The following is a 25,667-nucleotide window of genomic DNA, read 5'->3' as shown; positions in this document are numbered from 1 at the left end:
GCTTTGGTTCAAAAAGGTTCTGCTGGTTACGATGGCTTCAAGCGCAATCATGGAAAGGTCCGCAGCAAACCGCGCCATTATGGCTGCGGGCGGCACCGCCATGGCGCTCAGGCAGCGGCCGGCGGACATTCAATTGCCCGGCACCCATGTTCATCCACAGCAGCGGGCCTTGCCCCGCAAGCTGCAAGCGATGACGGCTGCCGGGGGGAAACGAAATAATGCCCAACAAAATGCTGATAGACGCCTCCCACCCGGAGGAAACACGAGTTGTCGTCGTTCGCGGTAACCGTATTGAAGAATTTGACTTTGAATCCCAGGACAAGAAGCAGCTCAAAGGAAATATCTACCTCGCCCGCGTAACCCGCGTCGAACCCTCGCTTCAGGCAGCCTTTGTCGAATATGGCGGCAACCGTCACGGTTTCCTCGCCTTCAGTGAAATTCATCCCGACTACTACCAGATTCCGGTCGCCGACCGTCAGGCGCTGCTGCGCGCGGAAGCGCAGGAGGCTGAAGACGAGGACGATGAGGACGGCGATGGCGACGATCGCCAGAACCGTGATCGCGGCCGGCGCGGACGCCGCCGCGGCGGCAAGAGCCGCGACCGAGGCGAGCACAAGCGTGATGCTGGTGCGGCCGATTCGGACGATTCTGTGGATTCCAATGACAGCGGCTCCAACGACAGCCGTTCCAATGAGGGCGGCGAACACGGCGAGGATGCGGTCGCGCAGAACGTCGATGCCGTTTCCGAAAAAGTCGACACGCTGTCCGCACCTTCGGAGCATGGCGAGGATGTCGCCAGTCATAGCGAGGCGAGTCATGACGAGACGAGTCATGACGAGAAGACTGGCCGCGACGAGACTGGGCCTTCCGAAGGCGGTCCGAATTCCATCGCCGCCAGCATCGAATCGGATGTGATTTCCGAAGCCGTGCCGCAGGCTGATGCCGCCGGCGAAGCCACCTCCACCGACAATGATCGCGGCATGCTGGAAGAGGTGCAGTCATCGCATCCGGACGACCATGAGGTCGAATCGGTCGGCGCCGAGGATGCGCTGGAAGAAGCGCGCAACCGCCGTAAGCCGGTGCGCCGCCAGTACAAGATCCAGGAAGTGATCAAGCGCCGGCAGATCCTTCTGGTCCAGGTCGTCAAGGAAGAGCGCGGCAACAAGGGCGCGGCGCTCACCACCTACCTGTCGCTTGCCGGCCGCTATTCGGTGCTGATGCCGAACACGGCGCGCGGCGGCGGCATCTCGCGCAAGATCACCAACGCGCAGGACCGCAAGCGGCTGAAGGAGGTCGTCGCCGATCTCGAAGTGCCGCAGGGCATGGGCGTCATCCTGCGCACGGCCGGCGAAAGCCGTACCAAAGCCGAGATCAAGCGCGACTACGAATATCTGATGCGGCTTTGGGAAAACGTCCGCAACCTGACGCTGCAGTCGACGGCCCCTGCCCTGGTCTACGAGGAAGGCAGCCTGATCAAGCGCTCGGTGCGCGACCTCTACAACAAGGACATAGACGAGATCCTGGTCTCCGGCGAAGAGGGCTATCGCGAGGCCAAGGACTTCATGCGCATGCTGATGCCGAGCCACGCCAAGGTCGTGCAGCCGTTCCGCGACACGACGCCGATCTTCGTGCGCAACGGCATCGAGGCGCAGCTCGACCGCATGCTGCAGCCGCAGGTGACGCTGAAGAGCGGCGGCTACATCATCATCAACCAGACCGAAGCGCTGGTCGCCATCGACGTCAATTCGGGCCGCTCCACCAAGGAGCACTCGATCGAGGACACAGCCCTTCACACCAATCTGGAAGCGGCCGAGGAGGTCGCACGGCAGCTGAGGCTGCGCGATCTCGCCGGCCTGATCGTCATCGACTTCATCGACATGGAGGAGAACCGCAACAACCGCTCCGTCGAGAAGCGGCTGAAGGATCACCTCAAGAACGACCGCGCCCGCATCCAGGTCGGCCGCATCTCGCATTTCGGCCTGATGGAGATGTCGCGCCAGCGTATCCGCGCCAGCGTGCTGGAATCGACGATGAAGCCTTGCCCGCATTGCGGCGGCACCGGCCATGTGCGGTCCGATTCGTCTGTCGCGCTGATGGTGGTGCGGGCGATCGAGGAATTCCTGCTCAAGGATTCGCGCAGCCACATCACGGTGCGGACGCCGGCGGCGACCGCGCTCTATGTGCTCAACCACAAGCGCGGCACGCTGGTGGAGCTCGAAAACCGCTTCGGCCTGACCATCACCGTCGAGGCCGACGACACGGTCGGCGCCCAGCACTATGCGATCTTCCGCGGCGCGCTGGCTGAAAAACCTGAAGGCTTCGTCGAGGTGCGGACCTTGCCCGCCTATGTCGAACCGGAAGAGCCCGCCGACGAAATCGTCATCGAGGAGGAGGACGACGAGGTCGTTGCACCGGCGGAACAACCGCGCCAGGCCCAGCAGCCGCAGCAGCCAAGGCCCAGTGAGGATGGCGAAGGCCGCGATCGCAAGCGCCGCAAGCGCCGCAGACGGCGCGGCGGCAAGGATCGCGACCGCGAGCATGGCGCCCCAGTGGAAGGCGCGTCCATCTCGGCCACTGCCGATGGCATCTCAGAAGCCTCAAGCAATGAAGGCGCCGAAGCAGACCGCGAGGACCAGGTCGGCGTCGCTGATGTGATGGAAGCGTCCGATGACGGCCAAGCGGAAGGTCGGGAGCCTGATGAAGGTCAGGAGCAGGACGAAGGTCTGGGCAAGAAGCGTCGGCGCGGCAAGCGCGGCGGCAAGCGCAATCGCCGTGAAGACGGCGAAGGCGAGTTCGATGCAGGCACTGCCGGGTCGACTGACCGTCCCGAGGTCCTGGAGGGCGTAGCCGTTCCCGGCGAACCGGCAGCAGCAACGTCGGTCGAAGCAAAGCCGGTCGAAGAGCTTGTGGACCTTGCTCCGGCCAATGACGACATGCCAAGCGCCGAAAAGCCGAAGAAGCCGCGCCGCGCCGCCAAGCCGAAGAAGGCTGCGGCGGACGTCGTTGCCGAGACGCCGGTAGCCGAGTCTGAAATTTCTGCCGAGGCTCCCGCACCTGTTTCGGAGGAAACAGCCGTGGCCGCCGTCGACGAAAAACCGAAGGTCCGCCCATCGCGACGCAAGCCCGTAGCGGTCGATGCTCCGGTTGAGCCGATCGTGTCTTCGACTGTTGCCGAAGAGGAAAAGACCGAGGAGAAGCCGAAGCGTGCCGGCTGGTGGCAGCGGAAAGGCTTTTTCTAGGCTTTTTGGTAGTTTAGCCTGATCTTTTGACCAAAAGAATCCCGCGCTGTCCTGTCGACAGCGCGGGATTTTTCTTGTCTGAAGCGCCCGCCCCAAATCTTAATGGCGCCCCAAATCCTTATGGCGCAAAGACCGACCAGTTCATCATCTTCGCCAGTCTTTCCAGCGCAATCGACCCCAGCCGGGAATTGCCGTTGGCGTTGAGGCCGGGCGACCAGACGGCGAGCGAGGCCACGCCCGGCACGATCGCTAAAATGCCGCCGCCAACGCCGCTCTTGCCCGGGATGCCGACGCGAAAGGCAAAATCGCCGGAGCCGTCATAGTGACCGCAGGTCAGCATCATCGCGCCGATGCGGCGCGCGCGCTCGGCCGACACCACGGAATGGCCAGTCGCCGGGTTCTTGCCGCCATTCGCGAGGAAGCGGCCGGCCAGAGCAAGCTGCCGGCAGCTCATCGCGATGGCGCAATGGTGGAAATAGACGCCCAGCGCCAGATCCGGCGCGTGGGTGAGATTGCCAAAGGATTTCATGTAGTTGGCGAGCGCCAAATTGCGAAAACCGGTGGCTCGTTCCGAAGCCGCGACTTCGCGGTCGATGATGATGGTCTCGTCGTCGGCCAGGAACTGGATGAAGCGCAGGATCTCGCCGATCGCCTCGCGCGGCTGGTGGCCGGCGATCAGAATGTCGGAAATGACGATGGCGCCGGCATTGATGAACGGATTGCGCGGGATGCCGTTCTCGTGCTCGAGCTGGACGATCGAGTTGAACGGGTTGCCCGAAGGCTCGCGCCCGACACGCCGCCACAGCGCGTCGCCGACATTGCCGAGCGCCAGTGTCAGCGTGAACACCTTCGAAATGCTCTGGATCGAAAACGGCTCATCGGCGTCGCCCGCCATCAGCACGCGACCGTCATTGGTCACCGCGGCAATGCCGAACTTTTTCGGATCGACCTTGCCGAGTTGCGGAATGTAGGTCGCAACGTCGCCGCGATCCGTGCGCTCCGCCATTTCGGCGGCAATCTCGGTCAAAGCCTGCTCGAGGTCCGGCATCGCGCTACCTCAGCCAGCGCTCGATGCGCATCATCGCCTCGACCATTTCGTCGTGGCTGCCAGCGTAGGAAAAGCGCATGGCTCGATGGCCTTGAAGCGGATCGAAATCGCGGCCGGGCGTCGCCGCCACATACGCCTCGGCCAGCATCTTGCGCGCGAAGGCCATGCTGTCGTTGGTGTGCCTGGTGACATCGCAGAAGGCGTAGAACGCCCCGTCCATCGGTGCCGCCAGGGTAAAGCCGAGTTCGGGCAGGCGTTTCATCAAAAGCTGGCGATTGCCCGCGTAGCGCGCCTTCACCGCCTCCAATTCCGCGGTTGCCTTGAATGCCTCGATCGCGGCGATCTGGGACAGTTCCGGCGGTGAGATGTAGAGACTCTGGGCGATGCGCTCGACCGGCCGCACCAATGGTTCCGGCAGCACCATCCAGCCGATGCGCCAACCGGTCATGCAGTAGTATTTCGAGAAGGAATTGATCACCGTCACGTCAAGGCCGTAGGCAAGTGCTGTGGTGTCCGGCGCAGCGTAAGCCAGCCGGTGGTAGATCTCGTCGGAGATCACGGCGATGCCGAGCTCTTGTGCCGTCGTCACCAGCGCCGACAGCTCGTCGGCGGGGATAATCGCCCCGGTCGGATTGGCGGGGCTGGCAAACAACACGCCCTTCAGCTTCTTTTCGCGATGTGCAGCCTTCAGATGTTCGGCGTGGAGATAGGCATCACCGTCGAGCTCGATCTCGACGATCTCGATGCCGAGCGCGGCCATGATGTTGCGATAGGCCGGATAGCCGGGTGCGGCGATGGCGACACGGTCGCCTGGATCGAACATCGCCAGAAATGCCAGGTTGAAGGCGGCCGACGATCCGGTGGTGACGGCGATCCGGCCGGGTGAAACGGCCAGCCCGTAGTGGTCGGCATAGTGCTGGGCGATTGCCTCGCGCAGGCCCGCAAGACCCAATGCGTCGGTGTAGCCGATGCGCCCCATCTTCAATGCGTGCGTCGCCGCTTGCCTGACTCCGGTCGGCGCCGGATCGGACGGCTGGCCAACGGCCATGGAAACGACCGGCACTCCCTTGGCCTTCAGCCGATTCGCTTCCGCCAGAACGTCCATGGCGTGGAACGGCTCGACGTCGCCGCGACGCGAAAGCGATACAACCATTTGACCTCATTTCCTTGTTCGCCGTTTGGCTCAGCCCTTTAGGTCGGCCCTCTAGGTCAGCCCTTTGAGATCGGCCCTCGGGTCGGCGCTTGCCGGCTGCCGGCGCCGAGCTTTGGCGTCCCGCGCCGCACAAATGCCCGATTGATGTGAGGTTCACAAGTTCAGTAAAGTTTCAGTGCCGACTTTTCATCCTTCACCCGCTCGTCTACCAGTGGACCTGCCATGTTGAGCCGACCCAAATCGACGATAGCCAGGGCAGCGCGCGCCTTCGCGACGCTTTCGCTTGCCGCGACGGTCGCTGTGACCAGCATCGTCAGCGCCTTCGCGCAAAACGTGCCGGTGGTGCGCGATGCCGAGATCGAGGCGCTGGTGCGCGCCTATGCGCGGCCGATCTTCAGGGCCGCGGGCCTGCCGGAAGACGGCGTCGACATCGTCCTGGTCAACGACCAGAGTTTCAACGCCTTCGTTGCCGGGTCCCGCTTGTTCATCAACACCGGCGCCCTGATGTCGGCGGAGACGCCCAACGAGATCATTGGCGTCATCGCCCATGAAGCCGGCCACATCGCCGGCGGCCACCAGCAAAAATTGCGCAACCAGCTCGAACGCGCCAAGACGATGGCCATCATCGCGACGCTGCTTGGCGCCGGTGCCATGGTTGCCGGCGCCACCAGCAAAAGCCGAGGCCTGGCCGGCGCCGGCATGGGGGTTGCAGCTGGCGGCGGCGAGATGGCGCAGCGCAGTATCCTCGCTTATCAGCGCACCGAAGAGATGACCGCCGACCGCTCGGCGATAACCTATCTCAATGCCACCGGCCAGTCCGGCCTGGGCATGCTGAAGACCTTCGGCCGCTTTCAGAGCGCGCTCTCGCTGTCGGGGGCGCAGGTCGACCCCTACCGGATCAGCCATCCGCTGCCGCGGGAACGCATCGCCAACCTCGAAGTCCTGGTCAAAAAAAGCCCCTACGTCGAAAAGGTCGATCCGCCGGCGCTGCAGCAGCGGCACGACATGATGCGCATCAAGATCGCCGCCTATATGGGAGGTCAGGCCGCCGCATCGCGGCTGATGCGCAAGATGCCGGGCAGCCTCGCCTCGCAATATGGCGCCGCGCAGACGAGCTATCTTTTCGGCGATCTGGCCGGGGCGCTCGCCAAGACCAACGCGCTGATCAAGGCACAGCCGAAGAACCCCTATTTCCAGGAGTTGCGCGGCGATATCCTGATGAAGGCGAACAAACCGAAGGCTGCCGCTGAAGCCTATGCCAAGGCGGTCAGCCTCGACCCAGCGCGATCCGGGCTGCTGCCGGTTTCCTACGGCCAGGCGCTGATGGCCGTCGGCACGCCCGATTCCCTGGAGAAAGCGGTGGTGCAGATCAACAAGGGTCTCGCGCGCGACCGAGAAAACGCCGTCGGTTACCGCCATCTTGCGCAGGCCTATGGCGAGCTTGGCAACATTCCGGCCGCCGACCTTGCGACCGCCGAAGGCCATTTCTATTCCGGCGCCTACAAGGATGCCAAGATCTTCGCAATGCGCGCGCAGATGAAAATGAAGCGCGGCGAGCCGGGCTGGATCCGCGCGCAGGACATCATAAACTACGCACCATCAGGCAAGAAAAAGTGAACCTTCCGGCCGTGCGCGGCGACAAGTAGTCGAACCAATCGGGTAGTCGGACCAATCGGGTCGTCAAACCAATCGGGTCGGGCAACCGGGCCGGAAACCAGGCAAGAGGATTAGGGATGATGAAGAAGGCAATTCTGCTGGGCACCACGGGCGTGGCAGTCGCTCTCGCCATGCTGGGTTTCGGGTTCGTGACCGGAAGTCCGCAGACGGCAAAGGCCGATGCCGCGCAGATCGCCCAGGCAGCCTCCGCCGACACCAAGATCGACCGGGCTGAAGTCGAAGGCATCATCCGCGACTATCTCCTGAAGAACCCGGAAGTGCTGCTGGAAGCTCAGGAAGCGCTCGAGGCCAAGCAGAAGGAGGCGCAGCGCGTCGCCAGTCTCGAGGTCATCAAAGATGCCAAGGACCAGATCTTCAACTCGGCCTTCGACGGCGTCGTCGGCAATCCGAACGGCAAGGTCACCATCGTCGAATTCTACGACTACAATTGCGGCTACTGCAAACGCGCCATGGAGGACATGCAGACGCTGACGACAGCCGATCCGGAGCTGCGCTTCGTGCTCAAGGAGTTCCCGATCCTCGGCCCGGATTCGCAGAAGGCGAGCGTCGTCTCGATGGCCTTCCACCTGATGATGCCGGAGAAATACGGCGAGTTCCACAACGCGTTGCTCGGCGCCCAGGGACGCGCCACCGAAGCAGCGGCCATCAAGGTAGCGCTTTCGCTCGGCGCCAACGAAGCGACGCTGCGCGAGAAGATGAAGGATCCGTCGATCGCCGAGGCCCTCTCCAAGACCTATGATCTTGCCAACAAGCTGGCCATCACAGGAACGCCCTCCTATGTGGTCGGCAACGAGGTGGTGTTCGGTGCGCTCGGCCAGAACGTGCTGGCGGAGAAGATCGAGGCGGCCAAGGCCGCACTCTGATCGGCTTCGGAAAAAGCCATTTTCCAGCTGTTGTGGACAGCGAAAGAACCCACTTGCGCTCTTTTCGCAGGCGTTTAAGCCCATTATAGAGGTCCGGCGCGCCGACTGATGCCGGCGTGGGAAAAGGTCGGCATTTTGAAAACGGTTTTCGTCCTGAACGGTCCCAACCTCAACGCGCTCGGCAAGCGCGAGCCAGGCATCTATGGCGGCAAGACGCTGGCCGCGATCGCCGACGATTGCAAGCAGGCAGGTGCGGCACTTGGGCTCGAGATCGATTTCCGTCAGTCGAACCATGAGGGCGACCTCGTCGACTGGATACAGGAAGCCGCCGACAAGGCTGCAGGCATCGTCATCAATCCGGGCGCGTACAGCCACACCTCGATCGCCATTCACGACGCCATCCGCTCCGTCGCGCCATTGCCCGTCGCCGAAGTGCATCTTTCCAACATCCATGCGCGGGAAGCATTCCGCCACCTCTCCATGGTCTCGCCGGTCGCCGTCGGCGTGATCTGCGGGTTCGGGCCGCTCGGCTACACACTGGCGCTGCAGGCGCTGGCCGCGCGCATATGACCGGCCAACAAACAGAAGGCTCGAAAATGTCGATAAAGAAGAATGGTGTTGACCAGCAGCTTATCCGCGATCTGGCGGGCATACTGAACGACACCAACCTCACCGAGATCGAGGTCGAGCTGGGCGACTTGAAGGTGCGCGTGTCGCGACAGGCGCCGGCCGTCCATGCGGTCGCCGCAGCGCAGCCCGCCTATGCGCCGCCGGCAGCGCAGCCGGCTGGCGCAGCCGCCCCGGCAGCGGCCGATGTGTCCAAGAACGCAGTGGCCTCGCCGATGGTCGGCACCGCCTACCTGGCGCCATCGCCGGACGCCAAGGCGTTCATCGAAGTCGGCCAACAGGTCAAGGAAGGCCAGACGCTGCTGATTATCGAGGCGATGAAGACGATGAACCAGATCCCCTCGCCCCGTGCCGGAACGGTGACGGCGATCCTGTTCGAGGATGCGCAGCCGGTCGAATATGGCATGCCGCTCGTCGTGATCGAGTAGAGCCGGGAACAGCCGAAAAATGTTCCAGAAAATCCTCATCGCCAATCGCGGCGAAATCGCTCTGAGGGTGCTGCGCGCCTGCAAGGAGCTCGGCATCCAGACGGTGGTGGTGCATTCCACCGCCGACGCCGACGCCATGCATGTGCGGCTCGCCGACGAGAGCGTCTGCATCGGCCCGCCGCCGTCGCGCGACAGCTATCTCAACATCCACCAGATCGTCGCGGCGTGCGAGATCACCGGCGCCGACGCGGTGCATCCGGGCTACGGGTTCCTGTCGGAGAATGCCAAATTCGCCGATATCCTCGCCGCTCACAACATCACCTTCATCGGCCCGTCCGGCGATCACATCCGCGTCATGGGCGACAAGATCGAGGCCAAGCGCACCGCAAAGCGCCTTGGCATTCCGGTGGTGCCCGGCTCCGACGGAGCGGTCACCGAGGAAAAGGAAGCCAGACGCATCGCCGCCGAGATCGGTTATCCCGTGATCATCAAGGCGTCGGCCGGCGGCGGCGGACGCGGCATGAAGGTGGCGCGCAGCGAAGCCGATCTTGTGGTCGCACTGCAGACGGCACGCTCGGAGGCCGGTGCCGCCTTCGGCGACGACGCCGTCTACATCGAGAAGTATCTCGAAAAGCCGCGCCACATCGAGGTCCAGGTGTTCGGCGACGGTGCCGGGCGCGGCGTGCATTTCGGCGAACGCGACTGCTCGCTGCAGCGCCGCCACCAAAAAGTCTGGGAAGAGGCGCCCTCCCCGGCGCTCAATGCCGAGGAGCGCGCGCATATCGGCGGCGTCTGTGCCAGGGCGATCGCCGATCTCGGCTACTCCGGCGCCGGCACCATCGAATTCCTCTATGAGAACGGCGAGTTCTATTTCATCGAGATGAACACGCGCCTGCAGGTCGAGCATCCGGTGACGGAGGCAATCACCGGCATCGACCTCGTGCACGAGCAGATCCGCGTCGCCTCAGGCGGCGGGCTTTCCATGCGCCAGGAAGAGATCCGCTTTCAGGGCCACGCCATCGAATGCCGCATCAATGCCGAGGATCCGCGCACCTTCACCCCCTCGCCCGGCACGATCACCCACTTCCACACGCCGGGCGGCCTCGGCATCCGTGTCGATTCCGGCGTCTATTCTGGCTACAAGATCCCGCCCTACTACGACAGTTTGATCGGCAAGCTGATCGTGCACGGCCGCAATCGCGTCGAATGCATGATGCGGTTGCGGCGGGCGCTCGACGAATTCGTCGTCGACGGCATCAAGACGACGCTGCCGCTGTTTCGCGATCTCGTCGGCAATGCCGATATCGCCAATGGCGAGTATGACATCCACTGGCTGGAAAAATATCTGGCCGATGAGGATTAGGACGTGAACTTATAGAATATAATGGCGCGATGACCCGTCCCTACGCGCCAGGCTATCGCATCCCGACCGACCTGTTGCTCAAGGCCTACGCCTCGGGCGTCTTTCCGATGGCCGAAAGCGCCACCGATCCCGAAGTGTTCTGGGTGCGGCCGGAGACGCGCGGCATCATCCCGCTGGATGGTTTTCACACGCCCAAAAGCCTGAGGAAGGCGATCCGCAAAAACCTGGTCGATATCCGTTTCGATTTTGATTTCGAGGCGACCATCGACGGCTGCGCCGAGAGGCGCGAGGAACGCCGGTCGACCTGGATCAATGCGCCGATCCGCGAGGCCTATGTCGAACTCCATCGGATGGGCCATTGCCATTCGGTCGAAGCCTGGCGCGAGGGTCGGCTGGTTGGCGGCCTCTACGGCGTGTCTCTCGGCCGGGTGTTCTTCGGCGAAAGCATGTTCGCCAGGGAAACGGACGCGTCGAAGGTCTGCCTGGTGCACTTGGTCGAACGCCTCAAGCAACGACACTTCGCCTTGCTCGACACGCAGTTCACCACCGAGCACCTCAAACGCTTCGGCGCGGTCGACGTGCCAAGGGGCAAATACGAAAAGATGCTGGCCGACGCGCTGAAGGGCGAGGCGGTCTTTTTCCCGTGACCTGCGCCAGGGTCAGGTTTTTGCGCCAGGCTCAAGAGGCGTCTGCGCGTGGAACATCATCTTCCAGCCATTGACGCGATGGACATAGCCGGTGCTGACCAGCGCCGCATAAGGCTCGCCATTCTCGCGCGTGGCATGGGCCTCATAGGTCAGCATGACAATGTCGCTGCCCGGCTCGATGATGCCTTTGAGGTCGATGTCGAGATCGCGCCAGCGATTCGGGTCCGTCGCGGTTTCGGCCAGATCGGCGTTGCTCATCGTTTGCGCCATGTTTGGGAAAGCCACGAGGCATTCGGTGTCGGCGTTGGCTTTGAAATAGGCGGCATCGCCGGTCCAGAACCCTTTTTCGAGTTCGAGAAGCTCGCTCTTATTAGCCATCATAGCCCTCATGGGAACATCTCCGTACGCCAGCCATGACCAACGCACGGAGAATAAGGCGGTTCCGGAAGGCTCAGTAGGTGATTGCGAACAGGCGGTCCCGCACGCCAGCCATTATAGCTGGTCTTGGCTAATTGGTTTTGGCCGCGTCGGGTGCCGGCACCTGCGACTTCTGCTTGCAGCCCTTCAGCCAGACGTCGTAGACCGCGTGCTCGACGGCGTTGAGGCCGGGGCTTTCGGCAAACATCCAGCCGGTGAAGATGCGGCGGATCTTGCGATCCAGCGTGATCTCGTCGACCTCGACGAAGGAATCGGTTTTCGGTTCTTCGGTCTGCGGCCGCGAATAGCAGATGCGCGGCGTCACCTGCAAAGCGCCGAACTGCACCGTCTCGTCGATATAGACATCGAAGGTGATGATGCGGCCGGTGATCTTGTCGATGCCGGCGAATTCGGCGACGGGATTGGTGATGCGTTGCGGCGCCACCGGTGCCACTGGCGCCACTGTCGCATCCGGTTCCACTGGCGCATCCGGGTCCACTGTTGCATCCGGTTCCATCTGCGCCTCCGGCTCCATCGGCGCCCCCGGTTCCATTGGCGGCTCCAACTCCATCGGCGCCCCCGGTTTCATTGGCGGCTCCAGCTCCATCGGCGCCCCCGGTTCCACTGGCGGCTCCAGCGTCTGTGCGGCGGCCATGGCGCAGGCGACAAAAGCGGCGGCCACCGTCAGTCCGCCCATCGAAATTCGGCTGAAAATGCTCATGTAGGGATCCGGTGGTTTGCGCCCGGGGCGATTCTGTCGCGCCCAAGGCTAGTCGCTGCTGTCAGATCGACAAGCAGCTAAACGCCAATTGTGGCGATAAAGGACCGATCCGCGCCTGGCGAGCGGTTACGACCCTGGCGTCCAGGCGTCGTAATCGCCGGTCACCTGCGGGCGGTGCTGATTGCTGAGTATGGAGCCTTTGGGGCGATAGGCGGCGGCACTTCCGGTGAGGTTCGGCTGATGCGGTTTCTGCCAGTCGCGTGGCTTGTAGGTGTCGCTCGGCGGCGGGACATCGACGCGGTGATGCATCCAGCCATGCCAGCCGGGCGGAATCATCGAGGCTTCCGAATAGTCGCGATAGATGACCCAGCGGCGGGTGCGGCCTTCCGAATCGACACCACCCTCGTAATAGACGTTGCCGGCCTCGTCCTGCCCGACTTTCTTGCCATGCCGCCAGGTGTGGAAGCGCGTGCCCAGCGTCTGGCTATTCCACCAGGTGAAAAACTGCAGAAGGAAAGTCTTCATCCAAATCCCCGTGGCAAATCCCCGTGGCCCAGATCCTCGCGGCCCAGATCCTCGCGGCGGCAGCGGCGGCGCCTGTTTCCTGCTTATGGCGTCAGGCCGTCGCCAAGGCAAGGGTTTTGCCGCATGAGCCGCGCAAATGGCCGTCGGAAAACCGACGCACCGTGGCAAGCCTTTCGCGACCTGTCGAGGCATGCCTTGCCAAGGCTGCCCGGTCTTTCTAAAGCTCTGCGCGCGGCATGCAGGTACCCAGCCTGATTGACGGTCGAGGGAGGTAACGATGGCCCCAGATGCATCCGGCGCGGATCCGCGGATCAGTGCCAGCTCCATTCGCCTGCGCAAGGGCGGCGAGCCGGTCGTCTGCCTCACCGCTTATACCTACCCCGTCGCTCGCCTGCTCGACGATCATGTCGACCTGCTTCTGGTCGGCGACAGCGTCGCCATGGTTCTCCATGGCCACAAGACCACGCTGGGCGCCTCGCTGGCGATGATGATCGCCCACGGACAAGCGGTGATGCGAGGGTCAGCCAGGGCCTGTGTGGTGGTCGACATGCCGGCCGGGTGCTATGAGGCAACGCCGCGCCAAGCCGTCGCCTCGGCGCGGCGGGTCGTCGACGAAACCGGTTGCCAGGCGGTCAAGCTGGAGGGCGGCGTCACGGTTGCCCGGCAGATTGCGGCGATTGTCGCTGCCGGCATTCCGGTCATGGGACATATCGGCTTGCAGCCGCAATCGGTGGAAAGCGACGGCGGCTACAGGATCAAGGGCCGGACCGACGAGAACGTGGCTGCCCTTTATCGCGACGCCGAAGCGGTCGAAAAGGCCGGCGCGTTCTCGGTGGTCATCGAAGGCACCGTCGAGACCGTCGCCGCCGACCTCACCCGGCACATTTCCATTCCAACCATCGGCATCGGCGCCAGCGGCGACTGCGACGGCCAGATCCTTGTCATCGACGACATGGTCGGCCTGACCGTCGACCGGGTGCCGAAATTCGTCAAGCAATATGCCGACCTGCGCAGCGTCATATCGCAGGCGGCAGCCAGCTATGCGGCGGAGGTGCGCAGCCGGACATTCCCCGGCCCAAGCCACGTTTTTTCGGCCGCAGCCGACAAGAGCGAACCATGAACCGGGGCGAAGCATGAGCCGGCCCCTCGTCGTCGACAGCGTCGCCGCCCTTCGCGCGCAAATCCGCGACTGGCGTCGCGATGGCCTCAGCCTTGCCATGGTGCCGACCATGGGTGCGCTGCATGATGGTCATATCTCGCTGATCAGGATCGCGCTGGGAAAGGCCGATCGCTGCGTCGTCTCGATCTTCGTCAACCCGACCCAGTTCGCGCCGAGTGAAGACCTCGACAAATATCCGCGCCAGCTCGGCCGCGACCTCGATCGGCTAGCCGAGGCCGGCGCACAACTTGCCTTCACCCCTGGTGCGGCGCAGATGTACCCGGCCGGCTTCGCCACCAGGATCTCGGTTGGCGGGCCAGCCGCGGGGCTGGAATCGGATTTCCGGCCGACGTTCTTCGACGGCGTCGCAACGGTCGTGGCAAAGCTCTTCCTGCAGGCATCGCCCGACTGCGCGGTCTTTGGCGAAAAGGATTATCAGCAGCTTTGCGTCGTCAGGCGGCTCTGCAGCGATCTTGATCTGCCGGTGGACATCATCGGCGCGCCAACAATACGCGACGCGCATGGGCTCGCCATGTCGTCACGCAACGCCTATCTCGGCGATGCCGAACTTGCGGTGGCACGCCAGTTCAACGCCATCTTGCGCCGGGCGGCGGCGGCACTCGCGGCAGGCGCCGATGAAGGCAGCGTGACCGCGGAGGCCAGCCGCGCGCTGGTCGAGGCTGGCTTCGACAAAGTCGACTATGTCGCGGCGCGCGAGAGCCTGACGCTCGCGCCGTGGCGGCCAAACCGCGACGGACGCCTGCTCGCTGCCGCTTGGCTGGGCAAGACCAGGCTGATCGACAATTTGGAAGTTCCCTCCGCCTAAAGCGCGTGCCGTTTGGATGGATTCATGCGACGCGCTTTAGTTCTTGTTTGATGCATGTCGCTTTCGCAAAACCGCCTCGCACCCTCGGTTCAAGCCCGAGGGCGTGCTTTTGCGCGACCGTGCATTAGGCCAATCAGGCGACCTTGAGATCCTTCATCGCGTTCTCGTAGACATCCTTGATCGGCTTGGATACGTCTTCTGCGGCTTTTGTCGCCGCCACCTGAAGCTCCTTGCTCTGCTCGACCGACTTTTCCACCTGCTGGCGCAAGAAAGCCGTCTGCAGTTCGATGAACTCGGAGGGCGATTTCACGGCAACCAGGGCTTCAAGGTGAGAAAAGCTCGCCTCAACATTTGCGCGCACAGCGGCGATCGTCTTCAGCGACAGTTCATTGCTGGCGGTCTTGGCTGTTTCAAAGGACGATTTGAGAGCCTTCTGGGTCACCTCGGCGCCGGTCGCCAATTTCGATAAGGCTTCTTTCGACTGCTCGACGCCCTTTTCGGCGACGGCACGGAACTGATCGGTTACCTCGGTCGGGACTTCTGCGGTTTCGACGTTTTCAGCAGGTTTATCAGAGGTCTTGGTCATAGTTTCCATCCTTTGCGGCGGGCGACCTTTGTAGAAAAGCCGTCTCGTTCATCTAGGGCCCTGACGTTACGGCATCCGCAGTGCATTGCAACATTTTTGTGCGTCGCACCATGCTTTTTTGCCTCGCGCTAGCCACAGGTGAATTTCTACCTGCGGGCGTGTTTTTTGCTGACCGCGATTCCGCAATTCAGCCCGCAACCGACCGGCGCAGCCCGTAAAACGCAACTGACTGCGACCTGTCAGGCCAGGCAATTCTATCCGATCGCCTTTTCCAAAATCAGCGCCGGCAACGCCACAGTCGGCAGTGGCGGGCAAAAACCCTTTCGAGCGATAGAAGGCGACGGCGAGAGCGTTTGCCTCTTCCACTTCGACGCGCAGCGTCCGCGCCTCCGGAAAGCTGGCCTCGACCTCTTCCAGCAGCGCCTGGCCGATCCCTTGCCTCTGGCAGGCCGGATGCACGTAGAGCTGGTTCAGCATGACGATCTTCGCATCCGTGGTGGCTGCGGCGAAAGCCATGCCGCCAATGCGCTTGCCGTCGTCTGCGACCAGGAATTCGGAGTTCGGCCGTGTCAGCCGCGCCTTGAGCGAGGCGATCGAATGCCATTCATCAGTGATCTCGATGACTTTGGCAGCACCATAAATACTATCGTAGGTTGCATGCCAGGTTTCGACCAGCAGCGCGCGGACCGCGGCAAGATCGCGCTCGCCGGCGGTGCGCACGAACATCATCCTATTCGATCCCGAGCTTGGCCTTGACGAGGTCGTTGACGGCCTGCGGGTTGGCCTTGCCGCCTGTCGCCTTCATCACCTGGCCGACGAACCAGCCGGCCATGCTCGGCTTGGCGCGCGCCTGCTCGACCTTGTGGGGATTGGCTGATATCACCTCATCGACCGCCTTTTCGATGGCGCCGGTGTCGGTGACCTGTTTCATGCCGCGGCTTTCGACCAGCTGGCGCGGATCGCCGCCTTCGTTCCAGACGATCTCGAACAGATCCTTGGCGATCTTGCCGGAGATGGTGCCCTCTTTGATCAGGTCGATGACCGCGCCGAGCTGATCGGGCGAAACCGGAGCATTTTCAATACCCTTGCCGGCTCTGTTCAAGGCACCGAGCAGATCGTTGATGACCCAGTTGGCGGCAAGCTTGCCGTCGCGACCAGCGGCCACCTTCTCGAAATAGTCGGCGACCGCCTTTTCCGATACCAGGATCGAGGCGTCGTAGGTCGACAGGCCGAGCGAGGAGATCAACCGCGCCTTCTTGGCGTCGGGCAATTCAGGCAGATCCTTTGCCAACGCATCGACATAGGCCTGGTCGAATTCCAGCGGCAGCAGGTCGGGATCCGGGAAATAGCGGTAGTCGTGCGCTTCTTCCTTGGAACGCATCGAGCGCGTCTCGCCCTTGTTAGGATCGAACAGCCGCGTTTCCTGATCGATCTTGCCGCCGTCCTCCAGAATGGCGATTTGGCGGCGCGCCTCGTAGTCGATGGCCTGGCCGATGAAGCGGATCGAGTTGACGTTCTTGATCTCACAACGCGTGCCGAATTCGCCGCCGGGCCGGCGCACCGAGACGTTGACGTCGGCGCGCAGCGAGCCTTCGTCCATGTTGCCGTCGCAAGTGCCGAGATAGCGCACGATGGTGCGCAGCTTGGTGACATAGGCCTTGGCCTCGTCGGCGGAGCGCATATCGGGTTTGGAGACGATCTCCATCAGCGCCACGCCGGAGCGGTTGAGATCGACGTAAGACATGGTTGCATGCTGGTCGTGCATCGACTTGCCGGCATCCTGCTCCAGGTGCAGGCGCTCGATGCCGACCTCGATGTCCTCGAACTCGCCGTGCCGGTCCGGGCCGACGGAGACGATCACCTTGCCCTCGCCGACGATCGGCTGCTTGAACTGCGAGATCTGATAGCCCTGCGGCAGATCGGGATAAAAATAGTTTTTCCGGTCGAAGACCGATTTGTGGTTGATCTCGGCCTTCAGCCCGAGGCCGGTGCGGATCGCCTGCTTGACGCATTCCTCGTTGATGACCGGCAGCATGCCCGGCATCGCCGCATCGACGAGGCTGACATTGGCGTTGGGCGGCGCACCGAAAGCCGTCGAGGCGCCGGAGAACAGTTTTGCTTGCGAGGTCACCTGCGCATGAACCTCGAGGCCGATGATGATTTCCCAGTCGCCGGTGGCGCCTGATATCAGGCGCTTGGCGTCGGGTGTGCGGGTGTCGATAAGGGTCATGGCGATCCAGATAATTGTTGTTCAAATTGTCTGGCGTTGACGGCCGACAAAATCAACTGTTCGCTAGATCAATCGGCCGGAACTGGCAAGGGAGTGCCCCTGCTGACAGAGACTCCCCTTGTTGATCGAGAACCTCTTGTTGACTGAGATCCCCCTGTTGACCGAGATCAATGTCGTCGGTTGCCACTATGGCATGATCGCCAAGAGGCAGGAGAGACCGACATGAGTTTTTTCGACTATTTGATTTCAGTCGACGTCCGGACCGCACTGACGGGCCGCATGATGCAGAAGCTGGGCGTCGACCGGCAATTGAAAACCGTACCCGACCAAGCAGCGGTCACCCGTCGCGCTGTCGACCGCTGCCGTTCGTGCGGCCATCAGGACGAATGCACGGATTGGCTCGACGAAAACGAGCAACCGGACGATCCGCCTGATTATTGCCGCAACCGTGACCTGATCGCACGGCTGCAACGTGCGGGCGGCCTATGCCAGCGGGCGGGCTGAAGAGACTAGCCGTCACGCCGTCGCGATGTAGGCCCTGATCTCCGCGGCCTCGCGCTCGACATCCTCGATGCGCCGCTTGACCACGTCGCCGATCGACACGATGCCGTCGAGCAGGCCGTCCTTTTCCACCGGCAGGTGGCGGAAACGGCCACTGGTCATGATCTCCATGACCTCGTTGACGGTATGGTTCTCATTGCAGATCTTTACCTTGGGGGTCATCGCCGAACGCACCGCGATATCCAATGCGGCGGCCCCTTCCCTGGCGAGGACCCGCACGACGTCGCGCTCGGAAAGAATGCCGACGATCTTGTGATCGCCATTGGTGATGACCAGCGCACCGATCCTGTGCTCGGCCAGGATGCGAATGGCCCCGCTCAGTTTTTCGTTCGGCCCGAGCGTCAGCACGTCGTGGCCTTTCTGCTCGAGAATTGCCTTAACAGTCATGGCGTCCTCCTCAGTTTACCTTGCCGGTTCCTGCCCTGACCGGCTTTCCCTAGTGCCAGACATCGTGCGCCGCGATCGATTGGTTTTCAAGTGCGGCGCCTTAATGCGCATCGCATGCCGTTGTCGCAAAACCGCGGCGCAGCCTCGGTTCAAGACCGGGGGCATGCTTTTGGGCGACATGCTTCAGGCCCTGAACTCATCCGCCTGCTGGCGCCGATCGAAAGCCCGCAGGCCGAAGAAGCCGGCGACGAAACCGCCAATATGGGCCTCCCAGGCGATCTGGCTGTCGATGCCGGGCGCGAAGGCAACGAGGCCGGTGGCGAGATTGATCACCATCCAGATGGCAAGAAAGGTCACAACGCCGCGCGAGCGGAACACCGCCGCCATCGGCAGCGGCGCGCCGGCGAAGGCGGCTTTGCCGGACGAGCGGTCGGTGCGGAAGCCGAAGCGCGCGGCGGCCCCCATCATGCCGGAAATCGCCCCCGATGCGCCGACCAGCGGCGTCTGGCCGAGCGGATGCACGGCCCAGAACAGCAATACCGCCGCCAGCCCCGTCGCCGCGAAGAACAGGCTGAAACGAAGCGCGCCGAAGCGGTTCGCCAGCGGTGAGCCGAAAGCCGCCAGCCACACCATGTTGATGGCCAGATGTGCAAAGCCGCCATGCAGGAAGGCATAGGTGAAGGGGCTCGAAAACGCGTAGAAATCGAGGTCGAAGCGACCGGAATAGCGGATCGGAATGAAGGCGGTTCGGATCAGCAGGGAAAAATCCTGGTCGTCGGTGAGCCAGTAGAACCGGACCAGGTGAACGGCGACGCAGATGCCGATCAGCGCCAGCACGACGGGCGGCATGTTGAATACCGGCTCGCGGCGCGGCTCCGGCTCGCGGCTGACAGGTCCGCCCTCGCCCTGTTCGATTTCCGAGGGGCTTGCTGGTTCGCTCATATGGCTCGCACTCAGTCGCTGGATTCGACTTCGCGAGCATGTAGATCACGGTCACCCGATTCACAAAGGGGCGAATCGCCCCACGCAACTCAAAATGGCGCGAATCAAAATTGGCGCGAATCAAAAAGAAGCCGTCCAAGGTTGCCCTCGAACGGCTGGTCGAGCCCCCATGCTCCCCCAAACTCTTGACTGAAATGCTGCCGATCGCTGCGAAACGACCGCTTCTGGAGTGGTTTTAACGTGCCACGGGCCTGGGCGGAGCGCAACGTAAACCACTTGTTAACCTTAACGGCCCCGACCCGTGAACAAGTGTTAACGATGCTGGCACGCATCCTGCTCCGCAACGCATGTAGGTCCTCGGAGGGCGCCCTTCTGTTCACCGATGGGACATCAGACGACAGATTGCGCGGAGCAGCATAACATGAACCAGAACGGATCGATCACGCTGTTCCATTATTGGAACCGGCTGCGTGACGGGCGCCCTGCCCCGAAGCGTTCGGAAGTCGAGCCGGCCGATATCAAGTCGCTGCTGGCCGACACATTCATCCTGGAAAAGGACACGCGCGGCGAAGCGGTATTCCGGCTCGCCGGCACCAGGCTTTGCGCATTCTATGGCCGTGAACTCAAGGGGTTTTCCTTTCCCTCGCTGTGGCGCGAGAAGGACCAGCGGCTCATCTCGAAACTGATCCAAGGCGTCTTCGATCAGAAATCCGTAGTGCTCATCACCTATGAAGGTTTCAGCCGCACCGACCGTTCCAGCAAGTTCGAGCTGCTCGCCCTGCCGCTCGACGGCGGCGTCGACAATCCGCGCTGCCTCGGCGTGATAAGCGCCGCTGAAAAACCCTTCTGGCTGGGCGCGGATCCGATCGCCGACGCCCTGATCGATTCGATCCGTGTCGTCGATCCGGAGAACGAACCGAAATTCTTCAAGAACCGGCCGGCCATCGACGTTCCCTCGCTCGTCCCGTCGGAACTCGATCCGTCCCAGACGATTTCGGCGCTCGGCCAGGCGCGCCGCATCCGTCATCTGGTCGTATTAGACGGCGGGCGCGGGGAATAATCCAAAAACCTAAAGTAGCCCAAAATCCTAAAGTAGCGGTATCAGGCTTTCCCCTTTGTTAACCCACTTCGCTGTAGCTTTCCGGCGAAGTTCCTCGCATCAACGCGCGGAATGCCAAACGGGGTGTAGGCAGACATGAGGTCAGCGGCGGTCGACACCGCACCGTCCCAAGCTGAAAGGCGCAACTTTCAGCGCGTCCGCGTGAAGATCTATGGGCGCTTCATGCTGGAGGACCGCACCGAACATCCGTGCCAGGTGGTCGACATGTCGCCGGGCAATGTAGCGCTTCGCACCGAGCGCATCGGCATGCCGGGCGAGAAAGTCATCGCCTATATCGATCACATCGGCCGCATCGAAGGCGTCGTCACCCGTATCTTGCAGGACGGTTTCGCGATGACGGTCATCGCGTCGGAACGCAAGAAGGACAAGCTTGCAGCGCAATTGACCTGGCTTGCCAACAAGCACGAGCTTGATCTGCCGGAAGACCGCCGCCACGAACGCGTGGCGCCGCGCAATCCGAGCAGCGTGCTTCAGCTCGGCGACGGCCGCCAGTACCAGTGCCGCATCATCGACCTGTCGCTTTCGGGCGCCGCGGTCGAGATCGACGTCAAGCCGGCAATCGGCATCCAGGTCATGCTGGGCACCATGCGCGGCCAGGTGGTGCGCCATTTCGAGGACGGCATCGCCATCGAGTTCGCGGTCGTCCAGAGGCCAGAAACGCTCGATTCCGAATTCAACGCATCCGGCGCCTGACAAACAACAAACATTCCCGCAATCGACGGCCCATTTCGGCCGGTTTTTTGTTGGTGCGCCGGTCAACGCAGCCTGCCACCGATGCCGCGCCAAGGCGCCGCGCCGCGCCGATGTGATCCCGGCGAAAACGCCTCAACAATTTTATACTGAAATGATTCAAATTTTATGTTTATTCTATGGGCGTTTTACTTAATGTCTACTTCGAGCCTTTGCGTCGAATAAATCCAATCGTGTCATTGTCTCCTCAAACGGGGAGACTGGACGATGAAAAAGACGAGGGGCAAGCTGTTGCTCTTGGCAATGGCGACGCAGCTTACCGCCTGGGGAACAGCGTATGCAGCGGGACCTGCTTTCATGCACACCGGCAGCCGCACCACACAGCCGGTCGGCCATTACGCGTTCTGCCAGAAGATTCCGCAGGAATGCAATCAGCGGACGCCGAAGCAGGCGCCGATCGAGCTGACCCGCAAGCTGTGGGCGAAGATCGTGAGCATCAACAATTCGGTCAACAGCAGGATCGCGCCGCGCACCGATATGGAACTGTGGGGCAAGGAAGAGGTCTGGTCCTATTCCAACAGCGAATTCGGCGACTGCGAGGACTATGCGCTGGAAAAGCGCCGCGCGTTGATGAACATCGGCGTTCCGGCCGGCGACCTGCTGATGACGGTTGCGCGCCAGCCGAACGGAGACGGCCACGCGGTGCTGACCGTGCGCACCAGCCTCGGAGAGTTCATCCTCGACAACCTCGAAACCAGGGTGCTGTCCTGGACCAACACCGACTACACCTACCTGAAGCGCCAATCGAGCCAGAATTCGGGCGCCTGGGTGACGATCAACGACGGCCGCTCCGGCGCGGTTGCCAGCGTCCGCTAAGGACGCGACGCAAAAACCCGGTCGAGCCCCACCTCCCCGTCCCCAACGACCGGGTTTTAGGAGCCGGCCCCGTCCCCGGGCCGGCTCCACTTTTTTTCAAGCGGTACTGGGATCCTGGTGGTGACAAATCCTACCTGCGCGTTGGGAATGGCGGGAGACGACCGGTGCGGACATTGGTCCGATTGCGACAAATTCACCGGCGCAATAAGCTTCGGCCGTGAGCTACCAGGCGATGATCTGTGATCCGAGGACTGTTCAGGAATGTTCCTAGACGCTTGGTCATATTGAGAGGTTTCGGGGCACCGTCAGGACACAGAAGAAATCTGAATACAACTGAGCGCAAACCGAACCCCCAATTGAGACACAACTGAAACAAATCGACGCGCCGGGCGACATGCATGCGAAACGTTTTGGGCGGATGGTCGAGCCGCACGCAGGCCAGGAGCGCAGGAGCGTCGCCAATGACACCCGACCAGATTCGACTTGTCCAGGATAGTTTCCACGAGGTCCTCCCGATACGCGTGGCAGCCGCGGCTCTGTTCTATGAACGCCTGTTCGCGATCGACTCGGATCTTCGCGCACTGTTTCTGGCGAGCGACATGCCCAAGCAAGGCGCAGAGCTGATGGCGAGCTTGGGCTCCGTCGTGCGCGGACTGGATCGTGCCAACACCGTCCTTCCGACCGTACGCGAGCTCGCCAAGCGTCATGTGGCCTGCGGTTTCAAGGAGCATCATTACCCGATCGTCGGGCAAGCGCTCATCGACACGATGGCGGCCGGCCTCGGCACGGCCTTCACGCCGGCGGTCCGCGAGGCTTGGGAGGCAGCCTATGCGTTGCTCGCAAGTGTGATGATCGCGGCTGCCCGCGAGGATCAGCTCGCAGCGTGAGGCATCCGATGCCGGAACAATCGGCACTTAAGTTAGCGATGTTCGCGCTTTGAAACCAAACGCGCCCGTGGCCCAGCCCGGCGGCCGCGATTGACAGTGGCTGTCGATTCCCCTGGTTGCATACGCAGTTTAACAGATCCATTCCCTCGAATTCGACCATAATTCGACCGAGGCTCAAACGCTCAAGCCGCTGGTCTTATCGCAACCTCCTCTAATCGACGGCGCGAATGGTCGCGTCGCGAGGATGGAGACAAAAATGACCACTATCGATCACGCAAACTATTCCGCTTCGAGAGACAGGCTCGACGCTATCGGCTTCGCCAAATCCGCGATCCGCCTGGCCTTCCGTGCATTGAAGATGCGCAGCGGGCGAGTCGCGCTAGATTCAATGCCCGACTATCTGCTCAACGACATGAGCATCGGCCGCTCGGAGATCAATCACGTCACGTCCATGCGGTTTACAATTGCCAACAGCGCTCAACGCGGTCGCTTGAACGCGAAATGATGCTGATCCACATTGACCCGGCCTGCTGAACAGGCTCGGCTCGACGGGCACGAGAGGACGCCCCGAAGTCGGGCCAGGCCTTCAACACAAGAATTACTCAACTGCGCAATCCCTGGTGATCACCTCGCCGGGGTTTTGGCGCTTTGAACAAGGCCCACGTCTCGCAGATCGTTTCGTAGCGTGGAAGCATGTGGATCAAGCAATTCCATGGCAAATTCCACGAACGCAACCACCCTCGTTCAAACGCAGCGCCGTCACAAGGAAGCGGTCCGGCAAATTCGCCGCACTATTCACTTGGAGAAGACGATGCAACACACCACCAAGGCCTCAAGGCCACCGTTGAACGGCGTCGACACGCCGAACCTTCTGGCAACGATCAACTTTGTCGCCGGCCAGCCTGAACTGGCCAAGTTCCAGTTCCGCGCCCACAACGAGTGGGTCGAAGGCACCCACAGCAAGAGCGTCATGCTCGGCTTCCACGGCGCCGGCCAGGAACAGAAGCATGCCAAAGCCTATTACGCCGACAGCGACCACCCGGCCGTGCTGTGCGGCGCCGATCACGGCCCCACCCCGGTCGAATGGCTGCTGCATGCGCTCGCCAGCTGCCTGATGGCGGGCGTCGCCAACATCGCCGCGGCGCGCGGCATCAAGCTGACCAAGGTGCAGTGCTCGGTCGATGGCGACATCGATCTGCGCGGCATCCTCGGGATTTCCGACGAGGTCCGAAACGGCTTTCAGAACATCACGGTGGCGTTCGAAATCGAGGGCGATGCGCCGTCCGAGAAGCTCCAGCAACTGGTCGAGCAGGCACGGGCACGGTCCGCGGTCTTCGACGTGCTGACGAACGGTGTTTCCGTTTCGGTCGGTGTCAAAACCATCCAGTGATCCACCCGGAAAGGCGGTTCGGACGGGTATCTGAACCGTCGCCCTCCAAAACTGATGGAAACAATATGGAACAGGCTGACGTTGTCATCGTCGGCGCTGGCCAGGCGGGCATCGCCTTGAGCCACTGCCTTCGAAAACGCGGGATCTCGCATGTCGTTCTGGAACGCGGGCGCATTGGCGAACGGTGGCGGTCCTCGACATGGCGTTCGCTCCGCCTTTTGACGCCCAATTGGCTGAACGCGCTGCCAGGCTCCCCATATTGTGGCTCCGAACCCGACGGCTACATGAGCCGCGACGCGTTTGTGGAAACCCTGGTTGGCTATGCCCATCGATCGCAAGCGCCGGTGCGCTCGTACGTCGATGTCTTGTCGTGCGAACAGGATGGGCAGGGCTTCAGGCTGCGGACGACCGCCGGCGACTGGTCGGCGAAAGTCGTCGTTGTGGCCACCGGTCATTGCGACGTGCCGAGCATACCCTTCCCGCTGCATACCAGCGCGGACCCACCGGTCAGCGTCCACGCTTCGCAGTACCGAAGTCCCGACCAGCTTGCGTCAGGCGGCGTGCTGGTTGTCGGCGCATCGTCGTCGGGCGTCCAGATTGCCGACGAGCTGCGACGCAGTGGCAGACGCGTAATCCTGTCCGTCGGCAAGCACACGCGTTTGCCGCGCATCTGGCGAGACAAGGATATCTTCTGGTGGCTCTACCATATGGGATTCATGTCCCAGCGGCTGGAGGATTTGACAGATCCCGACAGCGCCAGACGACAGCCTTCACTTCAACTTGCCGGTCGGGCGGATCGCTCCAATGTCGATCTGGCGACCCTTCAGGGCATCGGGGTCGAACTCACCGGGCGGTTGAAAGGCATCTCGAACGGGACAATTGGCTTTGCCTATGATCTCAAAGATAGCATCACGGCGGCGGACGCCAAGCAGGACCGGCTCCTTCGCCAGGTCGACCAGTTCGCGGGTCACGAATCCATGGCCGGCGCCCCCGCCCCGATCGAGCTGCCGACGAATTGCCTCAAGCGCCTGTCGTTCGCGAACGACGACATCGGCACCATCATATGGGCGACCGGCTACAGCCGCTCGTTTTCATGGCTGAAACTGCCCGCCATCACCGCCAATGGCGAACTGGCCCACAAGGGCGGGATAACGACCGTCGCCGGCCTCTATGCGCTTGGCTTTCGCTTTCTGCGCAAGCGCGATTCCAATTTCATTGGAGGCGTTGGGCCGGACGCGCAAGCGATCGCCGACCATGTCTCACACTATCTCGGTCAGAGCGGCCTCAAGGCAGCATAAGGACATT

General features: G+C 62.3%; 27 protein-coding genes. 17 read left to right on the top strand and 10 right to left on the bottom strand.

The features are described from left to right. Positions 1-218: 218 nt before the first annotated feature. The gene (locus AC0L16_RS08880; protein ID WP_473620207.1) at positions 219-3,239 is read left to right on the top strand and encodes an Rne/Rng family ribonuclease; all 3,021 of its coding nucleotides are present in this window, start codon (positions 219-221) and stop codon (positions 3,237-3,239) included. A 118-nt stretch (positions 3,240-3,357) separates the two neighbouring features. Here AC0L16_RS08880 and AC0L16_RS08875 read toward each other — a convergent pair whose 3' ends face one another. Both AC0L16_RS08875 and AC0L16_RS08870 read right to left on the bottom strand, forming a co-directional pair. After that, positions 3,358-4,287 carry a glutaminase gene (locus tag AC0L16_RS08875; protein WP_473620206.1) on the bottom strand — a complete coding sequence of 310 codons (930 nt, stop codon included), beginning with the start codon at positions 4,285-4,287 and terminating at the stop codon, positions 3,358-3,360. Positions 4,288-4,291: 4 nt separating this feature from the next. Beyond that, on the bottom strand, positions 4,292-5,440 hold the full coding sequence (locus tag AC0L16_RS08870) for a pyridoxal phosphate-dependent aminotransferase (RefSeq protein WP_473620205.1): 1,149 nt from the start codon (positions 5,438-5,440) through the stop codon (positions 4,292-4,294). A gap of 222 nt (positions 5,441-5,662) precedes the next feature. Here AC0L16_RS08870 and AC0L16_RS08865 point away from each other — a divergent pair, with 222 nt between their 5' ends. The 6 genes from AC0L16_RS08865 to aat all read left to right on the top strand — a co-directional run bounded on the left by AC0L16_RS08865 (position 5,663) and on the right by aat (position 11,045). Further along, on the top strand, positions 5,663-7,057 hold the full coding sequence (locus AC0L16_RS08865) for a M48 family metalloprotease (RefSeq protein WP_473620204.1): 1,395 nt from the start codon (positions 5,663-5,665) through the stop codon (positions 7,055-7,057). A gap of 119 nt (positions 7,058-7,176) precedes the next feature. After that, entirely contained in the window at positions 7,177-7,980 is an 804-nt protein-coding gene (locus AC0L16_RS08860) for a DsbA family protein (RefSeq protein ID WP_473620202.1), read from the top strand. A gap of 135 nt (positions 7,981-8,115) precedes the next feature. Further along, entirely contained in the window at positions 8,116-8,550 is a 435-nt protein-coding gene (gene aroQ / locus AC0L16_RS08855; protein ID WP_473620271.1) for a type II 3-dehydroquinate dehydratase, read from the top strand. A 26-nt stretch (positions 8,551-8,576) separates the two neighbouring features. Continuing rightward, entirely contained in the window at positions 8,577-9,035 is a 459-nt protein-coding gene (gene accB, locus AC0L16_RS08850; RefSeq protein WP_023798158.1) for an acetyl-CoA carboxylase biotin carboxyl carrier protein, read from the top strand. 19 nt (positions 9,036-9,054) lie between these two features. Further along, positions 9,055-10,398: an acetyl-CoA carboxylase biotin carboxylase subunit gene (accC, locus tag AC0L16_RS08845; protein ID WP_292598582.1), complete on the top strand. Its 1,344-nt coding sequence runs from the start codon at positions 9,055-9,057 to the stop codon at positions 10,396-10,398. 29 nt (positions 10,399-10,427) lie between these two features. Beyond that, complete coding sequence (aat, locus tag AC0L16_RS08840; RefSeq protein ID WP_473620201.1) at positions 10,428-11,045, top strand: leucyl/phenylalanyl-tRNA--protein transferase; 618 nt, start codon at positions 10,428-10,430, stop codon at positions 11,043-11,045. 12 nt (positions 11,046-11,057) lie between these two features. On the opposite strand, the gene AC0L16_RS08835 is transcribed toward aat, so the two are convergent. From AC0L16_RS08835 to AC0L16_RS08825, 3 genes are all read right to left on the bottom strand, one after another. Continuing rightward, the gene (locus tag AC0L16_RS08835) at positions 11,058-11,426 is read right to left on the bottom strand and encodes a hypothetical protein (RefSeq protein ID WP_473620269.1); all 369 of its coding nucleotides are present in this window, start codon (positions 11,424-11,426) and stop codon (positions 11,058-11,060) included. A gap of 127 nt (positions 11,427-11,553) precedes the next feature. Next, a complete protein-coding gene (locus AC0L16_RS08830) occupies positions 11,554-11,979 on the bottom strand; it encodes a DUF2155 domain-containing protein (protein ID WP_473620268.1) in 426 nt (141 codons plus the stop codon). 330 nt (positions 11,980-12,309) lie between these two features. Beyond that, the gene (locus AC0L16_RS08825) at positions 12,310-12,708 is read right to left on the bottom strand and encodes an NADH:ubiquinone oxidoreductase subunit NDUFA12 (RefSeq protein ID WP_077379234.1); all 399 of its coding nucleotides are present in this window, start codon (positions 12,706-12,708) and stop codon (positions 12,310-12,312) included. A gap of 277 nt (positions 12,709-12,985) precedes the next feature. Between AC0L16_RS08825 and panB the strand changes: the two genes are divergently transcribed. Both panB and panC read left to right on the top strand, forming a co-directional pair. After that, complete coding sequence (gene panB / locus AC0L16_RS08820; RefSeq protein ID WP_473620200.1) at positions 12,986-13,828, top strand: 3-methyl-2-oxobutanoate hydroxymethyltransferase; 843 nt, start codon at positions 12,986-12,988, stop codon at positions 13,826-13,828. 13 nt (positions 13,829-13,841) lie between these two features. Next, the gene (panC, locus tag AC0L16_RS08815) at positions 13,842-14,693 is read left to right on the top strand and encodes a pantoate--beta-alanine ligase (protein WP_473620199.1); all 852 of its coding nucleotides are present in this window, start codon (positions 13,842-13,844) and stop codon (positions 14,691-14,693) included. 133 nt (positions 14,694-14,826) lie between these two features. On the opposite strand, the gene AC0L16_RS08810 is transcribed toward panC, so the two are convergent. From AC0L16_RS08810 to gatB, 3 genes are all read right to left on the bottom strand, one after another. Further along, positions 14,827-15,279 (bottom strand): phasin, encoded by a 453-nt coding sequence (locus AC0L16_RS08810; protein WP_473620198.1) that lies wholly within the window; start codon positions 15,277-15,279, stop codon positions 14,827-14,829. 66 nt (positions 15,280-15,345) lie between these two features. Continuing rightward, a complete protein-coding gene (locus tag AC0L16_RS08805; RefSeq protein WP_473620197.1) occupies positions 15,346-15,999 on the bottom strand; it encodes a GNAT family N-acetyltransferase in 654 nt (217 codons plus the stop codon). Between the two features lie 10 nt (positions 16,000-16,009). Then, on the bottom strand, positions 16,010-17,509 hold the full coding sequence (gene gatB / locus AC0L16_RS08800; protein WP_473620196.1) for an Asp-tRNA(Asn)/Glu-tRNA(Gln) amidotransferase subunit GatB: 1,500 nt from the start codon (positions 17,507-17,509) through the stop codon (positions 16,010-16,012). 222 nt (positions 17,510-17,731) lie between these two features. Here gatB and AC0L16_RS08795 point away from each other — a divergent pair, with 222 nt between their 5' ends. Continuing rightward, entirely contained in the window at positions 17,732-18,013 is a 282-nt protein-coding gene (locus tag AC0L16_RS08795) for a DUF6455 family protein (protein ID WP_473620194.1), read from the top strand. A 12-nt stretch (positions 18,014-18,025) separates the two neighbouring features. On the opposite strand, the gene AC0L16_RS08790 is transcribed toward AC0L16_RS08795, so the two are convergent. Next, entirely contained in the window at positions 18,026-18,457 is a 432-nt protein-coding gene (locus AC0L16_RS08790; RefSeq protein ID WP_473620193.1) for a CBS domain-containing protein, read from the bottom strand. Between the two features lie 183 nt (positions 18,458-18,640). Beyond that, positions 18,641-19,399 carry a rhomboid family intramembrane serine protease gene (locus tag AC0L16_RS08785; RefSeq protein WP_473620192.1) on the bottom strand — a complete coding sequence of 253 codons (759 nt, stop codon included), beginning with the start codon at positions 19,397-19,399 and terminating at the stop codon, positions 18,641-18,643. 421 nt (positions 19,400-19,820) lie between these two features. Between AC0L16_RS08785 and AC0L16_RS08780 the strand changes: the two genes are divergently transcribed. The 7 genes from AC0L16_RS08780 (at position 19,821) to AC0L16_RS08750 (ending at position 25,660) form a co-directional block, all read left to right on the top strand. Further along, positions 19,821-20,459, top strand: a complete 639-nt coding sequence (locus AC0L16_RS08780) for a PAS domain-containing protein (RefSeq protein WP_473620190.1) — start codon at positions 19,821-19,823, stop codon at positions 20,457-20,459. A gap of 135 nt (positions 20,460-20,594) precedes the next feature. Further along, positions 20,595-21,212, top strand: a complete 618-nt coding sequence (locus tag AC0L16_RS08775) for a PilZ domain-containing protein (RefSeq protein ID WP_473620189.1) — start codon at positions 20,595-20,597, stop codon at positions 21,210-21,212. 264 nt (positions 21,213-21,476) lie between these two features. Next, positions 21,477-22,085, top strand: a complete 609-nt coding sequence (locus AC0L16_RS08770) for a transglutaminase-like cysteine peptidase (protein WP_473620187.1) — start codon at positions 21,477-21,479, stop codon at positions 22,083-22,085. 461 nt (positions 22,086-22,546) lie between these two features. Continuing rightward, on the top strand, positions 22,547-22,972 hold the full coding sequence (locus tag AC0L16_RS08765; protein ID WP_135937609.1) for a globin family protein: 426 nt from the start codon (positions 22,547-22,549) through the stop codon (positions 22,970-22,972). Positions 22,973-23,228: 256 nt separating this feature from the next. Continuing rightward, entirely contained in the window at positions 23,229-23,477 is a 249-nt protein-coding gene (locus tag AC0L16_RS08760) for a hypothetical protein (protein ID WP_473620186.1), read from the top strand. 306 nt (positions 23,478-23,783) lie between these two features. Beyond that, positions 23,784-24,362, top strand: a complete 579-nt coding sequence (locus AC0L16_RS08755) for an OsmC family protein (RefSeq protein ID WP_258117479.1) — start codon at positions 23,784-23,786, stop codon at positions 24,360-24,362. A 65-nt stretch (positions 24,363-24,427) separates the two neighbouring features. Beyond that, positions 24,428-25,660 carry a flavin-containing monooxygenase gene (locus tag AC0L16_RS08750; RefSeq protein ID WP_473620184.1) on the top strand — a complete coding sequence of 411 codons (1,233 nt, stop codon included), beginning with the start codon at positions 24,428-24,430 and terminating at the stop codon, positions 25,658-25,660. Positions 25,661-25,667 lie beyond the last annotated feature (7 nt).

This window comes from Mesorhizobium sp. WSM4848 (assembly GCF_055811375.1).
This window is presented reverse-complemented; position numbering and strand designations above follow the sequence as displayed.

What these genes read in the sequence shown, in the direction of transcription:
- AC0L16_RS08810 (WP_473620198.1), bottom strand. Translation starts at nt 15,279, where the DNA reads ATGACCAAGACCTCTGATAAACCTGCTGAAAACGTCGAAACCGCAGAA.
- AC0L16_RS08790 (WP_473620193.1), bottom strand. Translation starts at nt 18,457, where the DNA reads ATGACTGTTAAGGCAATTCTCGAGCAGAAAGGCCACGACGTGCTGACG.
- AC0L16_RS08835 (WP_473620269.1), bottom strand. Translation starts at nt 11,426, where the DNA reads ATGATGGCTAATAAGAGCGAGCTTCTCGAACTCGAAAAAGGGTTCTGG.
- AC0L16_RS08770 (WP_473620187.1), top strand. Translation starts at nt 21,477, where the DNA reads ATGAAAAAGACGAGGGGCAAGCTGTTGCTCTTGGCAATGGCGACGCAG.
- aat (WP_473620201.1), top strand. Translation starts at nt 10,428, where the DNA reads ATGACCCGTCCCTACGCGCCAGGCTATCGCATCCCGACCGACCTGTTG.
- AC0L16_RS08765 (WP_135937609.1), top strand. Translation starts at nt 22,547, where the DNA reads ATGACACCCGACCAGATTCGACTTGTCCAGGATAGTTTCCACGAGGTC.
- AC0L16_RS08860 (WP_473620202.1), top strand. Translation starts at nt 7,177, where the DNA reads ATGAAGAAGGCAATTCTGCTGGGCACCACGGGCGTGGCAGTCGCTCTC.
- AC0L16_RS08880 (WP_473620207.1), top strand. Translation starts at nt 219, where the DNA reads ATGCCCAACAAAATGCTGATAGACGCCTCCCACCCGGAGGAAACACGA.
- AC0L16_RS08830 (WP_473620268.1), bottom strand. Translation starts at nt 11,979, where the DNA reads ATGGAACCGGATGCAACAGTGGACCCGGATGCGCCAGTGGAACCGGAT.
- AC0L16_RS08775 (WP_473620189.1), top strand. Translation starts at nt 20,595, where the DNA reads ATGAGGTCAGCGGCGGTCGACACCGCACCGTCCCAAGCTGAAAGGCGC.
- AC0L16_RS08785 (WP_473620192.1), bottom strand. Translation starts at nt 19,399, where the DNA reads ATGAGCGAACCAGCAAGCCCCTCGGAAATCGAACAGGGCGAGGGCGGA.
- AC0L16_RS08825 (WP_077379234.1), bottom strand. Translation starts at nt 12,708, where the DNA reads ATGAAGACTTTCCTTCTGCAGTTTTTCACCTGGTGGAATAGCCAGACG.
- AC0L16_RS08865 (WP_473620204.1), top strand. Translation starts at nt 5,663, where the DNA reads ATGTTGAGCCGACCCAAATCGACGATAGCCAGGGCAGCGCGCGCCTTC.
- panC (WP_473620199.1), top strand. Translation starts at nt 13,842, where the DNA reads ATGAGCCGGCCCCTCGTCGTCGACAGCGTCGCCGCCCTTCGCGCGCAA.
- gatB (WP_473620196.1), bottom strand. Translation starts at nt 17,509, where the DNA reads ATGACCCTTATCGACACCCGCACACCCGACGCCAAGCGCCTGATATCA.
- AC0L16_RS08750 (WP_473620184.1), top strand. Translation starts at nt 24,428, where the DNA reads ATGGAACAGGCTGACGTTGTCATCGTCGGCGCTGGCCAGGCGGGCATC.
- accB (WP_023798158.1), top strand. Translation starts at nt 8,577, where the DNA reads ATGTCGATAAAGAAGAATGGTGTTGACCAGCAGCTTATCCGCGATCTG.
- AC0L16_RS08795 (WP_473620194.1), top strand. Translation starts at nt 17,732, where the DNA reads ATGAGTTTTTTCGACTATTTGATTTCAGTCGACGTCCGGACCGCACTG.
- AC0L16_RS08875 (WP_473620206.1), bottom strand. Translation starts at nt 4,287, where the DNA reads ATGCCGGACCTCGAGCAGGCTTTGACCGAGATTGCCGCCGAAATGGCG.
- AC0L16_RS08760 (WP_473620186.1), top strand. Translation starts at nt 23,229, where the DNA reads ATGACCACTATCGATCACGCAAACTATTCCGCTTCGAGAGACAGGCTC.
- AC0L16_RS08755 (WP_258117479.1), top strand. Translation starts at nt 23,784, where the DNA reads ATGCAACACACCACCAAGGCCTCAAGGCCACCGTTGAACGGCGTCGAC.
- AC0L16_RS08780 (WP_473620190.1), top strand. Translation starts at nt 19,821, where the DNA reads ATGAACCAGAACGGATCGATCACGCTGTTCCATTATTGGAACCGGCTG.
- panB (WP_473620200.1), top strand. Translation starts at nt 12,986, where the DNA reads ATGGCCCCAGATGCATCCGGCGCGGATCCGCGGATCAGTGCCAGCTCC.
- accC (WP_292598582.1), top strand. Translation starts at nt 9,055, where the DNA reads ATGTTCCAGAAAATCCTCATCGCCAATCGCGGCGAAATCGCTCTGAGG.
- AC0L16_RS08870 (WP_473620205.1), bottom strand. Translation starts at nt 5,440, where the DNA reads ATGGTTGTATCGCTTTCGCGTCGCGGCGACGTCGAGCCGTTCCACGCC.